Raw genomic sequence first — 15,677 nt, 5'->3', positions numbered from 1 at the left:
GATCGCTTTTTTTATTTATCCTGATTAAGTCATCGCATTAATAATAAAATCGATAAAAATATTGAGCTTAGGCAACCTTTGCTTATCGGCGGTATACAACAAATGGACTTCCCTCGCCGGCGGTAAAAAATTTTGTAAAACTGGGATTAATTTATTTTGTTTAATTGACTCTTTCAACGTCGACTCAGGTAACATCGTAATACCTAACCCTTCAAGGGCTGCCACAGCTAGTGCTGCCGTATTATTACTTTGAAATGATCCTGTAATTGGAACATTAATCAATTCACCATTTATCTTAAACGGCCACAAATTATCTTTTTTGTTTGAATTAACATATTGATAGATCAAACATTGATGCTTTTTCAAATCATCGGGTACTGCTGGCACACCATAACGAGCCAAATAACTTGGCGATGCAGCAAAAATAAGTTGCAAATCACTAAGCTTTCTCGCAATCAATCCCGAATCACTTAAAGAACCGATTCGAAACACCACATCAAAATCATCTTTAACTAAATCAACATAACGATCGTTTAACTGAATATCAATATTCACCTTCGGATAACATTTCATAAAATGGCTGATAACCGGAACCAAATTAAATTGACCATAACTCACCGGTGCACTAATTCTTAAACGACCTTTCGGCTCCTTACTATATGTTTGTGCTAATGTCTTAGTATTCTTAATCTCACTTAAAATAAATAGACATCGCTCATAATACTGCTTGCCAAACTCGGTCAAATTTTGCGATCGCGTCGTTCTATTTAACAACTTTAAGCCCAAATAATTTTCTAAAAACAAAATATACTTTGCGACCATTTGTGGAGAGGTATTTAAAGAGATTGAAGTTGCAGCAAACGATCCGGTCTTAACCGTTATCACAAAAGCTTCCATACACTTAACTAAATCCATATTATCAACCACCAGTTGTTAATAAATAAATTTTGACACTATTTATAGTCATTTTATATATAAATATAATACACATCCTTAATTAAAAAAAGAAAATACTCTAAACAAAAAATTGTTATCATATGTGCGAACTTTAATGTTCGCTAAACAATTTTAATGCGAGCGACTAAAATTGATTAATTAGAACATAGATACGGATATAAAAAGGATACGAAATGGAAATGGAAATTGAAATAGAAATTGATATCGAAACAGAAACAGAAACTATTAACGCTGAAAAAAGATATACAGTCATCACCGGAGCCAGCTCAGGCATAGGTTACGCAACAGCAATCGCTTTTGCAAAAAGAAACAAAGACCTTATTATAATAGCAAGAAGAATAGAAAATTTAGAATCATTAAAAAACCAAATAGAAACAATCAACCCCGACATAGAAGTCATTATTAAAGTTTGTGATCTCACCGATATACAATCCATCTACACATTATTTAATGAACTAAGAAATTACTTTATCGAAACGTGGATCAACAATGCTGGTTTTGGACATTATGGTAGTGTAAGTACACAAGAGTTAACTAAAATTGAGTCAATGCTCCACCTAAACATAGAAGCATTAACCATCCTATCAACCCTTTATGTACGTAAATACCATAATCACACCAACACACAGCTGATTAACATCTCATCACGAGGTGGTTATACCATTGTACCTAACGCGGTAACCTATTGCGCCACCAAATTTTACGTCAGTGCCTTTACAGAAGGGCTTGCTCAAGAATTAATACAGACTAACGCAAAACTAAGAGCCAAAGTACTCGCCCCAGCGGCAACGCAAACTGAATTTGGCAAAAAAGCCAACAATGTCAGTGAATATAATTATGACAAAAGTTTTGCCAAATATCATTCTGCCGACCAAATGGCTGAATTCTTACTAGCGCTCTATGACAGTGATAAAACCGTTGGGGAAGTTGATACTAAAGATTTCTCATTCCAACTAAAAGACAGCCATTTTCCATATTCAGGCAACCCAGCAGAAAATCAAAAATAAAAAGTTGAATATGGAAGGAACAATAAAAGGATTTTGGGGTTCAAAAACCCCGTTCCTCAACTTTTTTTTACCGTATCATTTTAATAAATCCGCCCCAATTGAGGCGGATAGCTTAAACTTCGACACCACAAAATCGCTTTTTAATTGCCTGTACATCAACGATTCCCTAACCGAAGAAAAACAACTAAAAGCTAATCTGTCACACACATGCCAAATGGTGGAAGATTAGGATCATTCCAAAATATATTGCCATAATGTGAATTCACTACAAACTGACCACTAGCATGGCGATCACTAGTCCAATACCAAGCGCCTCTAAAGCTACCTCCAGAGTGTTGGTACAAATAGCCCCACTCAGTAAAAAACCCGGCACCAATACTACGCTGATAAAAATTACTCGGTGACGCAGGTGTTGCACCAACTGAACCTTGACAGTGAGAACCGGAATTAGTCCCTCGACAAGAAGCATTAGTTAAATCTTTAACCGCAGGCAGACGATAACCTATATCATCACACCAAGCTATTTGATTACTTAGAATCTTATTCACGTGCCCACGGTTAACGAACCATTGCTTTAACACAAAACCATACTTAACAACATCATTACCTTCACTATCCCGCCCGACTAACTCAAAAGTCTGAGGTAAAGCTGGTCTAGGCACACTTCCCGGATTATCTGAACTCCATTGAGACGATGTTGCAACGGGACCAGATAATGTAACACGGACACTTGTAGGTGATGAATCTGTCATCGTAGCAGTGATACCGCTATGAGAAACAGGAGCCCAAAACAATGCTTGATTACTACCACCAATATCTAAATCAAAATACAAACCATCAGCCCCGGTTGTCGGAAAATTCAAATTATAAGATGATGGTGTAGCTGATTGAGTAAGAAACCCTTTATCAGGGTCCCAAATCAAAGCTGAACCACGGAAGTCGTGAGATTTACCATCTTCATTAAGATTACCAACGTGCAAGTTAGGCTTAGCAAAACAAATAACCGGCGATGCCTTAGGATTGACAAAGTAAGTCACATCACTTGCATTAAAATGACTACTGCGAGGAAGACCATAACGTGTCATTAATGTACCTTCAGTACTGGTTAATTTAATCTGATAAGGCGCATTACACATCGTTAACACAGTCTCACGTGATACCGACTGATTGTCCCTATCAACGATAGACAAACTTAAACTACCAGTCGCAGAAATATCACCATCGCCATCATCATCTCCCCAAAAATTATAAGGTGAACCGATAAGTGTACTCAGCAAGGCTGAATTAGTATCAACTGGCAGCATCATACCAATATCAGCAAAACTTTGACCAACTGCGGGTAACTCGATTGGCGTAATTGATGAAATGTTCGTTGAAGGCGTGTATTGAATACCATTAGATAACGTGATCCCAAGCAAACCATCAGTATTAACTGCACGGGTTTGCCCCCCGTCGAACGTCAAATACGGAACACTACCATAAATAACATTACTAGTTTTCGATGTTAATGCATGACTAAAAAAAGGGATAGACAGTAAAAGAACCAGAAAGATCTGCCGAAATAAATTGGATCGATAAAAAGATCCCACGAAGATCCGTAAAAGTCTAATGAACCTCGTGAAATAATGAATTTTAGAGAAAAATAAAAGTTGGAAGCTTAACTTTGACGAATTTAAATTATAGGTTGGCCAAGTTGCCTGTTGCCTGTTGCCTGTTGAAAATTATAATACATAGCCGACAATCCTGTCAAGTAAATTTATGATTTATTTAAGATTTTACGTTTTTTTAACGGAATTTCATTCATTTGTATAAAATGACACAAGAAGTATAATGACTAGAAAAATATGATGCAATCTTGTTTTAAATTTTAATTGCTAACTTTCGTAAAGACGATCACTAAAAGATCTAAAATGAATTGACTGACTATTGTTTTCATTAAAATTCTCATCTTTACAAAGCCTAAAAAAATCACAATTATTAACCATAAAAAAATTCAATATTAGAATTTAAAAATTAGCGTTTTTAATAATTTTATAGAACAAGACGTTACCCCAAAAACCCCGCTCCTCAACTTTTTTGCGATAAAACACCTCAAAAATAAACCCGCCGAGGCGGGTAATTGAAGCGTCGCTAAGCCACAAAATCGCTTTTTTTATAGCTAAACGTCGTTGACTCCTTGAGTCAGCTTACTTTTAATGACTCAACACTATTTTTTATCACCCCCACCCCGCCCTAAGGATTAAGGAGGAAGGAATAAGAACTAAGGATAGGTGCAAAGATCGTAGAAGGCGGTGTCGTACCTAACCACATAACCCTTGTATGTGCACACGCTAAAATGGGAACTACCGGTCGGGTCACTAGTCCAGTAACAATCGGTGGTGAAGCCAAGGTCAGTGTAATAATTATACATACGACCCCACTCAGTTAAAAATCCTGAACCTATATGACGCATATAAAACTTAGTAGGTGAGGAAGGGCTGGCGCCGACTGAACCCTGACACTCAGAATCGTTGTTTGGACAAGATGCGTTGGTTAAATCTCTTACGCGAGGCAGACGATAACCAATACTATTACACCAAGATAAGGCAGGAGAACGCCCCCCCTTATTACCACGGTTGACGAACCACTGCTTCAAAGTAAAACCATATTTGACGACAGGTGTACCATTAGTATCACGACCGACCAACTCGAATGTCTGAGGCAAAGATGGAGTGGAAACACGACCAGGATTGGATGAATTAATCTGGGATTTGGTAGCGTAAGGACCACTTAAAGTAACGCGTACGCTTGTAGCAGTAGGATTAGACATAGTAGCAGTGATACCTCCATGAGAAACAGGAGACCAAGACAATGGCTGACTACTACCACCAATATCTAAATCAAAGTACAATCCATTAGCACCAGTTGTAGGAAAGTTTCTACCGTAAAGTGACGGAGAAGTTGATTGAGGAATAAAACCATTAGCAGAGTCCCACATTGAAGACGGGCCAGCAAAATCACCTGTACCAGGAATCAAATTAGGTCTGGCAAAACAAACCACAGCCCCAGCCTTAGGATTGACGTAATAAGTCACATTACTAGCACTGAAAGTACTACGATTAGGAAAACCATAACGAGTAGATAATGTACCGTTAGTACTGGATAACTTAACCTTATAAGGTGCCTTACAAATTGTTGGAACGGTACTACGTGATACAGATTCATTGTTTTTATCGACGATAGATAAACTTAAATAACCTGTAGCGGTAACGCCAGAATCACCATCATCATCACCCCAATAATTATTAGGAGGACCGATAAGAGAACTCAAAGCGACTGAAGTAGTATCAGTAGGAACGAACATACGAATATCAGCAAAACTCTGACCCTCAACCGGCAAGACGATTGGGGTTGTAGATGATAAATTGGTAGAAGGCGTGTAATTAGTTCCGTTAGATAGCGTAATCCCAAGCAGACCGTCAGCATCAACCGCACGAGTACGACCACCGTCGAAAGTCAGATAAGGTGCACTACCCTGTATCGCATTCCTAGTTGTCTGTGATGTCAATGCGTGACCAGAAAAAGGAAGGAAAAAGACCACAAAAAAAACAATCTGCCGGGATAATTGGGAAAAAGATCGAAAACCGGATCTGAAACAGGATCCGGAAAACGATCGGAAAAAGGATCGGAAAAAAGATCGAGAAGAGGATCGCGGAAGCGATCGCGCGAAAATTCGCAGAATTTCACTTGATTGCGTGGAAAAATAAGTTTCAGTGAAAAATTTAAACTGGGTGCTGGACTTAGACGAATTTAAAAGATAGGTTGGCCAGGTTGCCTGTTGCCTGTTGCCTGTTGAAAATTATAATGCATATGTGACAATCCTGTCAAGTAATTTTTTGATTAATTTACAATTTTATACGTTTCTGTTAAATTTTAGCCTAGTAGCTAAAACCGTGTAAAAAGTATAGTGATTGGAAAAACACGATGCAACACTTTTTTTCGCTCATTTATATTAATTTTTGTAAAGAGGATCTAAAAAGGATCTAAATTATAATTTGTTAGCTATTATTTTAATTAAATATATTACAATTACAAATCTTTAAAATTAGAGCGATTGATCCTCAAAAATTTTATTTTAGGGCTTTGAAATAGAAATTTAGTGATTTGGATCATTTAATAATTTTTAAGTGAAATTTAAAACTTAAAAAACCCCACTCCTCAACTTTTTTTGGTGAAAAAAACGGCTACTAAAAAGCGCCACAGTTTAAAGCGGAATTATTTATTAGAGGCAATATTTCAAAGCAGAATTTTAAACCCCAAAAACCCCGCTCCTCAACTTTTTTTGAGATAAAATACCTAAAAAATAAACCCGCCTAGGCGGGTAATTCAAACGTCGCTTAGCCGCAAAATCGCTTTTTATGGCTAAACGACGTTGACTCCTTGAGTCAGCTTACTTTTAATCACCTAACACTATTTTTTATCACCCCCACCCCCGCCCTAAGGATTAAGGACGAAGAAATAAAAACTAAGGATGGGAGCAAAGGCCGTAGCCGTCGCGGTAGGTGTAGTGCCAAGTCACGCCACCGTTGTATGTGTTCACGATAAACCGGTTACTACCATTCGGGTCACTAGTCCAGTACCAATAGTTGCCGAAGCCAACGCCTGAATAATCATTCATATCACCCCACTCAGTGAAAAAACCTGAACCAATTCTACGTTGGTAATAATTACCAGATGAGGAAGGGGTGGCGCCGATGGATATAGGGTTACCATTCCAATCACGAGATGCATTAGTTAAATCCTTTACGCGAGGCACTTGATAACCAAGACTATTACACCAAGATAATGTATTAGAATAAGTGTCATTCTTAAAACCTCGGTTGACGAACCACTGCTTCAAAGTAAAACCATATTTGACGACTGGAGCACCATTACTATCACGACCGACCAACTCGAAGGTCTGAGGCAAAGTAGGTTTAGAAATAGGAATAGGACTGGATGAATTAATCTGGGATTCGGTAGCGTAAGGACCCGTTAAAGTAACACGAACGCTTGTAGCAGTAGAATTAGACATTGTAGCTGTGATACCACTCCGAGAAACTGGAGACCAAGACAATGGCTGACTACTACCGGTAATGAGTAAATCAAAGTACAGTTTGTTAGCACCAGTTGTAGGAAAGTTTTGACCGTAATAGCGAGGGTCTGTTTTTTGTGTGAGAAAACCTTTATTAGGGTCCCACATTGAAGATGGACCGCGGAAATCGTGAGAAATACCATTCTCATTAAGCTTACCATACTTTAAATTAGGCCGAGCAAAACAAACCACCGGCCCAGCCTTAGGATTGACGTAATAAGTCTCACTACGAGCACTGAAAGTACTACGATTAGGAACGCCATAACGAGTAGATAATGTACCGTTAGTACTGGATAACTTAATCCTATAAGGTGCGTTACAAATAGTTAGCACGGAATTACGTGATACTGACTGATTGTTTTTATCGACGATAGATAAACTTAAACGACCTGTAGCACTAACGTCAGCATCACCATCATCATCCCCCCAATAATTATTAGGAGGACCGATAAGTGTACTTAAATCGACCGAAGTAGAATTAGTAGGAACCAACATACGAATATCAGTAAAACTCTGACCCTCAACGGGCAAGACGATTGGAGCTGAAGAAGATGAAGTATTGGTTGAAGGTGTATACCTAGTTCCGTCAGATAGAGTAATCCCAAGCAGACCGTTAGCATCAACCGCACGTGTACGACCACCGTCGAAAGTCAGATAAGGTGCACTACCCTGTATCGCATTCCTAGTTGTCTGTGATGTCAATGCGTGACCCGAAAAAGGAAGAAAAAAAGCCACGAAAAAAACAATCTGCCGGGATAATTTGGAAAAGGATCGAAAACAGCATCCGAAAAAGGATCGCGGAAGCGATCGCGCGAAAATTCGCAGAATTTCACTTGATTGCGTGGAAAAACAAGTTTCAGTGAAAAATTTAAACTGGGTGCTGGACTTAGACGAATTTAAAAGATAGGTTGGCCAGGTTGCCTGTTGCCTGTTGCCTGTTGAAAATTATAATGCATTTTGGACTATCCTGTCAAGTAATTTTTTGATTTATTTGTAATTTTATACTTTTATATCAAATTTTAGCCTTGTAGCTAAAACCGTGTAAAAAGTATAGTGATTGGAAAAACACGATGCAACACTTTTTTTCACTCATTTACGTTAACTTTTGTAAATAGGATCTAAAAAGGATCTAAATTATAATTGGTTATCTATTGTTTTAATTGAATATATTGCAATTACGAATCTTTAAAATTAGAGCAATTGATCCTAGGAAATTTTATTTTAGGGCTTCGGATTACAAATTTAGTTATTTTGACCATTTAAAAGTTTTTAAGTGAAATTTAAAACCTCAAAAACCCCACTCCTCAACTTTTTTTTGATATAAAACACCACAAAAGCCTTTTAAGTTGAGAGTTGGGTTGTTTATGCTGGGAGCCAATTTTACAATGCCAATATTATCCTAAATACATCTTAACAAGCATTTAACTTGTTAAGATGTCAATAATTTAGAGGATTACGAAATTCGCATTCCCGGTTTTGCCCCGCTATCTGGTGATAATAGGTAAACACCTTCACTATCATCTTTACCGCTTGCACAAAGTACCATGCCTTCTGAGATACCAAAGCGCATTTTACGCGGCGCTAAGTTAGCGATCATTATGGTTAGTTTACCAACTAAAACCGCAGGATCAGGATAGAACTGTTTGATGCCGGAAAATACGTTGCGAGTTTCATCACCAATATCCAGTGTTAACTGCAATAATTTATCCGACCCTTCAACCACCGTGGCATTTTTAATTAACGCAACACGCATATCAACTTTGGCAAAGTCATCAAAATTGATAGTATCAGCAATAGGTTCTGCCACTTTTTCTTTGGCAGGTGTTGCTAAAGCAGTTTTGGTTTCTTCAATCATAGCAGTAATTTTATCCATATCTATACGGTTAAACAGGGCTTTAAATTGGTTAATCGTGTGCCCAGTTAATGGTTTATCAATCGTGTCCCAGATTAATTGGCTGTTTAAAAACGCCTCACTGCGCTCCGCTAATGACGGCACGACTGGTTTTAAATAGGTCATTAAAATGCGGAATAGATGAATACCCATAGAACAAATATCTTGTAATGCTTGATCTTGTCCCTCTTGTTTAGCCACCACCCATGGCGCTTTTTCATCAATATAACGATTTGCTTCATCAGCCAATGCCATAATTTCACGAATCGCTTTACCGGATTCACGTTGTTCAAAATAATCAGCGATGACTTTTGATTTTTCAACGAATAAAGCATAAAGTTCCGGCTCTGCAAGATTGTCGGATAATTTACCGCCAAAACGTTTACTGATAAAACCAGCCGAACGGGATGCAATATTCACCACTTTATTAACTAAATCACTATTCACCCGTTGCACAAAATCTTCTAAATTTAAATCGATATCATCGATATGTGGCGAGAGTTTGGCTGCATAATAGTAACGCAAACAATCCGGATCTAAATGTTTCAAATAGGTACTTGCTTGAATAAAGGTACCACGTGATTTCGACATCTTCGCCCCGTCGACAGTGACATAGCCATGCACAAAAATATTAGAAGGTTTTCGATGTTCGCTACCGTCTAACATTGCCGGCCAAAACAGGCTATGGAAGTAGACAATATCTTTACCAATAAAATGATAAAGTTCAGTGGTTGAATCTTTATTCCAAAACTGATCAAAAATCGGTTTATTGTGTTTATTACAGTAATTGAGGAAAGACCCCATATAACCGATTGGCGCATCTAACCAAACATAAAAATATTTGCCGGGTGCATCGGGAATTTCAAAACCAAAATATGGCGCATCACGACTGATATCCCATGGTTGTAGGCCTGCTTCAAACCACTCTTGCATTTTGTTAGCCACTTGATCTTGCAATGTTCCTGAGCGGATCCACGCTTGTAACATATCTGAAAACGCTGGCAAGTCAAAAAAGAAGTGCTCTGAATCTTTCATGATCGGCGTTGCACCCGATACCACTGATTGCGGATTAATTAAATCAATCGGATTATAAGTTGCACCACAAACTTCACAGTTATCGCCATATTGGTCTGGTGATTTACAGCGAGGGCAAGTCCCTTTAACAAAACGATCCGGTAAAAACATCTTTTTTTCGGGATCGAATAGTTGTGATATTACTTTGGTTTTAATATAGCCATTAGCCTTTAATCGTTTATAGATCTTTTCAGATATTTCCCGATTTTCAGGGCTATGGGTTGAGTGGTAATTATCGTAACTAATATTGAAACCGGCAAAATCACGTTGATGCTCAATTTTAACTTCATCTATCATTTGTTCTGGGGTGATGCCTAATTGCTGTGCTTTAAGCATAATTGGCGTACCATGAGCATCATCAGCGCAAATAAAATAGATCTCATTGCCACGCATACGTTGATAGCGTACCCATACATCTGCTTGAATATGTTCGAGCATATGACCTAAGTGAATTGCACCATTTGCATAAGGAAGCGCACAAGTTACCAATATTTTGCGTTGAGTTGTCATATTGAATTAATACCTTTTATTACATAATGGCGGAAATAGTACATCAATCGTGGGATTATCGCCAGATTTATGCCATAATTTGATAAAAATTCTTTATATACTTTGAGCGATATTGTGCAGGGAATGGTTATCATTCTATCAGAAAGAGTGATCACTCTTATCAAGTTAAAACAATATCGATAATCATATCTATTTGAAGCAATATGAGTATAAAACTTGTTGATAACAGTTAAGGCTAATAACCATGGAAGCAAAAAAAATTCTAGAGAATTTTACTCATCCCACTTTATCCAAAAATTTGATTGAGCTTGGCGCAATTACTCAATGTGAACAGGCTAACCAAGAACTGCTAATTAGCTTAGTGATGCCTTTTGCTTGGCAAACTGGCTTTGAAGACCTGAAAACAACCGTGACACCTCAGTTACTTAAGTTGGATGGGGTTGAAAATGTTAATTGGAAGATTAACTATAATATTGCGACGTTAAAGCGGGCGAATAATAATCATCCTATCAATAATGTTAAAAATATTATTGCGGTAAGTTCGGGCAAAGGTGGAGTTGGTAAATCATCAACCGCGGTTAATTTAGCTTTAGCATTACAAAAGCAAGGGGCTAAAGTGGGGATTTTAGATGCGGATATTTATGGTCCTTCTATTCCTACCATGCTCGGCACCGAAAAAGAGCAACCAGTAACACCGGATAATAAACATATGTCACCAATTATGGCCTATGGTCTTGCGAGTAATTCTATTGGTTATTTGGTTGAGCCTGATAATGCTATGGTGTGGCGTGGACCGATGGCAAGTAAAGCATTGTGTCAGATTTTGGAAGATACGCTTTGGCCTGAACTTGATTATTTGATTATGGATATGCCACCTGGGACAGGAGATATTCAATTAACTCTAGCCCAAAATATTCCGGTTACTGCTGCTGTGATTGTGACGACGCCACAAGATATTGCTTTAATTGATGCCCAAAAAGGGATTGTGATGTTTAATAAGGTTAACATCCCTACCCTTGGTATTATCGAAAATATGAGTTATCACATCTGTGAAAATTGTGGGCATCACGAAGCGATTTTTGGTGAGGAGGGGGCTAAGCATTTGGCTGAAAAATATCATACAAAATTACTGGGTCAGATTCCTCTTCACCGTTTATTACGTCAAGATTTAGATTCCGGCAAGCCGACGGTTATTAGTCATCCTGATAGTGAGTTTACCCAGCTATATTGTCATATTGCCGCACAAGTTGCTAGTCAACTTTATTGGCAAGGTGAAACCATTTTACCGGATATTTCATTTAAGGCGTTATAGTCGAAATGATATTGGTTGTTAGGCGTTAACAACCAATATCATCATGCGTGCTGTAGATTGGTTTTATGCTAAAATTTTATCTTTAAACATAAAAAAAACTGCACCAAGTAGACATAGCCCCGCCCAGATGTAATCAGTTTTGAATGGTTCTTTTAATATGTAAATTGAAAACGGAATAAATACAGATAGGCTAATCACTTCTTGAATAATTTTCAATTGCCCCGCACTGGCGACTTGAAAGCCGATACGGTTTGCAGGTACTTGTAGCAAATACTCAAATAATGCTATCCCCCAACTAACCAATACAGCCACAATCCAAGCTTGATTATGCAAAAAGCGTAAATGCCCATACCAAGCAAAAGTCATAAAAATATTACTACAGGTTAATAGACAAACTGTGATAAGAATTTGATTCATGATAGTTAATCGAAGAATGATTTAGGTGGTAATATTATAATCCATTAAAGCAGTACTGTGGTTAAATGATTTAATTTGATCTTATTATTTATTTGCTTTCTCTGTTTAATCGTAAAACATATTCAGCTATAATTACACTATTAAATATCAATCCCTTCTTAAAACTAATCATGAGAAAAGTTAACCACCGGTCTCGAATCTGGTCATCGATCTTTTGCCTTGCTTTTGCTGCATTTATATTTAATACAACAGAATTTGTACCGGTTGGGTTGCTACCCAATATTGCCGAAAGTTTTTCGATGGATGTTGCTCATGCTGGGTTGTTATTAACGATTTATGCTTGGGCTGTATCGTTGTTGTCTTTGCCGTTAACGGTTTTAACGTCAAGAATGGATCGCCGAAAACTTTTGATTTTTCTGTTTTGTTTGTTTATTGGTAGCCATATCCTTGCTGGCTTTGCTTGGAGTTTTTACAGTTTAATGGTTGCGAGGATTGGTATTGCCTGCGCTCATGCTGTGTTTTGGGCTATTACTACACCTTTAGCGGTTCGGTTAGCGCCAAATGGTAAAAAAGCTAAAGCCATGGGCTTTATTGTGGTTGGTACTTCAATGGCAACTGTTTTAGGTATTCCAATTGGAACCATGATTGGGCAACTGGTTGGCTGGCGTGTAACTTTTTTATGTATCGGTTTTATTGCTTTTTGTGTCATGTTATCGCTGCTCTACTTGTTACCTTCTGTACCAAGTTTGAACAAGATTTTAGTCAAAGATATTCCTAAAGTTCTTAAACGCCCTGTATTGCTAAATATTTATTTGTTAACGGCAATTATGATTACTGGTCATTTTACGGCTTATACTTATATTACGCCGTTTATGATTAATGTTGGCGGTTTTGATGAGCACGTGATAGTTAACTTGTTATTAGCCGTTGGTTTTTCAGGGATGATTGGTAGCGTTATTTTTGCTAGGTATGCTGATGCTCACCCTGTTGCGATATTTGTTGTTCCCGCACTACTATTAATAATCTGTCTATTATCGCTTTATGTTTGTTCGTTCAGCCTTATTACCGCAATATTACAAGGGATGGTCTGGGGGCTTTCGATTACCGTTATTAGTATGGTGATGCAAAGTAAAGTGATTGATGCAGCACCTGATGCTGCCGATATTGCAACTTCGGTTTATTCCGGTATTTATAATATCGGTATTGGTGGAGGCGCTTTTGTGGGTAGCCAAGTATTAGTCTATTTGTCTACCCATTACATTGGCTTTGTCGGTGCTATTTTTGTGATTTTGACACTTCTGCTTTTTTACTTTATTTCAAGAAAGACTTGGTAAATTAGCGCTCATAGTGAGCGCTTATTGTGTTAATGCTTCTAATTGTTCCCAACGTTCGAACACGGCTTCAAGTTCCGCTTCTTTATCGGCTAAAGATTGTAATATTGGGCTGGTGACTTCATGTGGTTGATTGAAGAAGTCACTATGGCCAATTTGTGCTTGTAAATCAGCAATCGCTGTTTCAAGTTCTTCAATTTTATTGGGTAACTGTGCCAATTCTCGTTGTTCGTTATAGCTTAATTTTACCTTCTTTTTTTCCGTTTTTGCTGGGTCATTTTTAACCGATTCATGACTTTTACTGTTAGTAACTTGTGCACTCATTGATTGTGCTTGCTGTTGTAATGCGTCAGTGTAACCACCAGCATATATTCCAATTCGCCCTTGTTCTTCAAAAAACCAACATTGAGTCACCACGTTATCAACAAATTGTCTGTCGTGGCTAACGAGTAAAACCGTTCCTTGATAATCATTAACCAGTTCTTCTAATAACTCTAACGTTTCAATATCGAGATCATTGGTTGGTTCGTCAAGTACTAATAAGTTACTTGGTTTCAAAAAGAGTTTTGCGAGTAATAGACGGTTGCGCTCTCCACCAGATAGTGCTCGTACTGGGGTTCTAGCGCGTTTTGGCGGAAAGAGGAAATCTTGTAAATAGCCAAGCACATGTCTTAAACGACCATTTACCATCACTTCTTGCTTACCTTCTGCAAGGTTATCCATCACAGTTTTTTCGGGATCAAGTTCTAGTCGATACTGGTCAAAGTAAGCAACTTCGAGTTTGGTTCCACAGTGCACACTTCCTGATGTTGGTGCTAGGCTGCCTAACATTAGTTTTAATAATGTCGTTTTACCAATACCGTTCGGTCCAATTAAAGCGATCTTATCGCCTCGTAATACTTGCACGGAAAAGTCATTAACCAGTCGTTTATCTTCAATTTGATAAGTGACATTTTCCAGCTCGAATACAATTTTTCCTGAACGTAATGCTTCTTCGATTTGCATTTTAGCGCTACCCATAACTTGGCGACGCTGTGAGTATTCTTGCCTCATGGCTTTTAGTGCTCGAACGCGTCCTTCATTACGTGTTCGACGGGCCTTGATTCCTTGGCGGATCCAGACTTCTTCTTGTGCTAATTTTTTATCAAATTCCGCATTTTGCAGCTCTTCGACGCGTAATGCCTCTTCTTTACCAAGTAAATAACTATCATAATTGCCACCCCAAGAGGCGACTTTACCGCGATCCAAATCGATAATCCGAGTCGCCATCTGCCGAATAAAAGATCGGTCATGCGATATAAACACAATGCTACCATTAAAGCTTTTTAAGAACTCTTCGAGCCATTTAATGGTTTCGATATCTAAATGGTTGGTTGGCTCGTCTAGTAATAGAACTGAAGGTTGGCAAACGAGTGCTTTTGCCAACGCCGCTTTACGTAGCCAACCACCTGATAATGATGATAATAAGGCGTCGCCATCTAACGATAGTGAAGAAATAACATTACGAATACGATTATCCAGTTGCCAACCGTTTTGGTGATCAAGCTGTTCTTGCATTTTAGCTAACTTAGATAGATTACTTTCACTTGGATCCGTTTCAACCAAATGTGATAATGCATAATAATCTTTCAATAATTGAGCTTGCTCTTTTAATCCTTCAGCTACAAAGTCAAAAACATTACCTTGAATATCTCGAGGCGGATCTTGTTGTAATCGAGAGACAACAACGTTACTTTCATAAACGATCTGCCCCTCATCCAATGGGATTTCTTTGTTAAGTACTTTTAGCAGTGTTGATTTACCTGCACCGTTACGACCAACAAGACAGACTCGTTCATTGATTTCAATCGACATATCAATATGGTCAAGTAGTGGTGCATCACTAAATGACAGATAAGCATTGGTAAGATTTATTAATGACATATTTTTTATTTGGATATTAAATAATAAGGCGTTATTCTATCATAAAGTTGCAATTGGCAATCAATTATCAAAGATATATTACAGCTCTTAAATATGAGCATTCCTTTTCTCTTCTAAAAATAAATACTGCTATACTTATTAA

10 protein-coding genes are annotated in these 15,677 nt (G+C 37.9%); 3 read left to right on the top strand and 7 right to left on the bottom strand.

The features are described 5' to 3' along the window. Positions 1-24: 24 nt before the first annotated feature. Complete coding sequence (locus J3U23_RS01215) at positions 25-915, bottom strand: LysR family transcriptional regulator (protein WP_267338236.1); 891 nt, start codon at positions 913-915, stop codon at positions 25-27. 221 nt (positions 916-1,136) lie between these two features. Here J3U23_RS01215 and J3U23_RS01210 point away from each other — a divergent pair, with 221 nt between their 5' ends. Beyond that, a complete protein-coding gene (locus tag J3U23_RS01210) occupies positions 1,137-1,964 on the top strand; it encodes an SDR family NAD(P)-dependent oxidoreductase (RefSeq protein WP_416380116.1) in 828 nt (275 codons plus the stop codon). A gap of 191 nt (positions 1,965-2,155) precedes the next feature. Here the strand turns inward: J3U23_RS01210 and J3U23_RS01205 are convergent, their stop codons facing one another. From J3U23_RS01205 to metG, 4 genes are all read right to left on the bottom strand, one after another. Beyond that, positions 2,156-3,553, bottom strand: coding sequence for a hypothetical protein (locus tag J3U23_RS01205; RefSeq protein ID WP_267338234.1), 1,398 nt, complete (start codon positions 3,551-3,553; stop codon positions 2,156-2,158). A gap of 671 nt (positions 3,554-4,224) precedes the next feature. Beyond that, entirely contained in the window at positions 4,225-5,544 is a 1,320-nt protein-coding gene (locus tag J3U23_RS01200; protein ID WP_267338233.1) for a hypothetical protein, read from the bottom strand. 924 nt (positions 5,545-6,468) lie between these two features. Continuing rightward, the gene (locus J3U23_RS01195; RefSeq protein WP_267338232.1) at positions 6,469-7,812 is read right to left on the bottom strand and encodes a hypothetical protein; all 1,344 of its coding nucleotides are present in this window, start codon (positions 7,810-7,812) and stop codon (positions 6,469-6,471) included. 718 nt (positions 7,813-8,530) lie between these two features. Further along, entirely contained in the window at positions 8,531-10,552 is a 2,022-nt protein-coding gene (metG, locus tag J3U23_RS01190; protein WP_267338231.1) for a methionine--tRNA ligase, read from the bottom strand. A gap of 244 nt (positions 10,553-10,796) precedes the next feature. Here metG and apbC point away from each other — a divergent pair, with 244 nt between their 5' ends. Continuing rightward, positions 10,797-11,864, top strand: coding sequence for an iron-sulfur cluster carrier protein ApbC (apbC, locus tag J3U23_RS01185; protein ID WP_267338230.1), 1,068 nt, complete (start codon positions 10,797-10,799; stop codon positions 11,862-11,864). A 63-nt stretch (positions 11,865-11,927) separates the two neighbouring features. Here the strand turns inward: apbC and J3U23_RS01180 are convergent, their stop codons facing one another. Next, entirely contained in the window at positions 11,928-12,281 is a 354-nt protein-coding gene (locus J3U23_RS01180) for a DMT family protein (protein ID WP_065734248.1), read from the bottom strand. Between the two features lie 170 nt (positions 12,282-12,451). On the opposite strand from J3U23_RS01180, the gene J3U23_RS01175 reads away from it, so the two are divergent. After that, the gene (locus tag J3U23_RS01175) at positions 12,452-13,615 is read left to right on the top strand and encodes a sugar transporter (RefSeq protein WP_065734247.1); all 1,164 of its coding nucleotides are present in this window, start codon (positions 12,452-12,454) and stop codon (positions 13,613-13,615) included. Between the two features lie 21 nt (positions 13,616-13,636). Here J3U23_RS01175 and J3U23_RS01170 read toward each other — a convergent pair whose 3' ends face one another. After that, positions 13,637-15,535 (bottom strand): ABC transporter ATP-binding protein, encoded by a 1,899-nt coding sequence (locus J3U23_RS01170; RefSeq protein ID WP_267338229.1) that lies wholly within the window; start codon positions 15,533-15,535, stop codon positions 13,637-13,639. Between the last annotated feature and the right edge of the window lie 142 nt (positions 15,536-15,677).

Origin of the sequence: Gilliamella sp. B3367 (assembly GCF_026536825.1) — a bacterium.
GTDB lineage: Bacteria > Pseudomonadota > Gammaproteobacteria > Enterobacterales > Orbaceae > Gilliamella > Gilliamella apicola_E.
Note: the sequence above shows the minus strand (reverse complement) of the source record. Positions and strands in the feature narration are given on the sequence as shown.

What these genes read in the sequence shown, in the direction of transcription:
- J3U23_RS01215 (WP_267338236.1), bottom strand. Translation starts at nt 915, where the DNA reads ATGGATTTAGTTAAGTGTATGGAAGCTTTTGTGATAACGGTTAAGACC.
- J3U23_RS01210 (WP_416380116.1), top strand. Translation starts at nt 1,137, where the DNA reads ATGGAAATTGAAATAGAAATTGATATCGAAACAGAAACAGAAACTATT.
- metG (WP_267338231.1), bottom strand. Translation starts at nt 10,552, where the DNA reads ATGACAACTCAACGCAAAATATTGGTAACTTGTGCGCTTCCTTATGCA.
- apbC (WP_267338230.1), top strand. Translation starts at nt 10,797, where the DNA reads ATGGAAGCAAAAAAAATTCTAGAGAATTTTACTCATCCCACTTTATCC.
- J3U23_RS01180 (WP_065734248.1), bottom strand. Translation starts at nt 12,281, where the DNA reads ATGAATCAAATTCTTATCACAGTTTGTCTATTAACCTGTAGTAATATT.
- J3U23_RS01175 (WP_065734247.1), top strand. Translation starts at nt 12,452, where the DNA reads ATGAGAAAAGTTAACCACCGGTCTCGAATCTGGTCATCGATCTTTTGC.
- J3U23_RS01170 (WP_267338229.1), bottom strand. Translation starts at nt 15,535, where the DNA reads ATGTCATTAATAAATCTTACCAATGCTTATCTGTCATTTAGTGATGCA.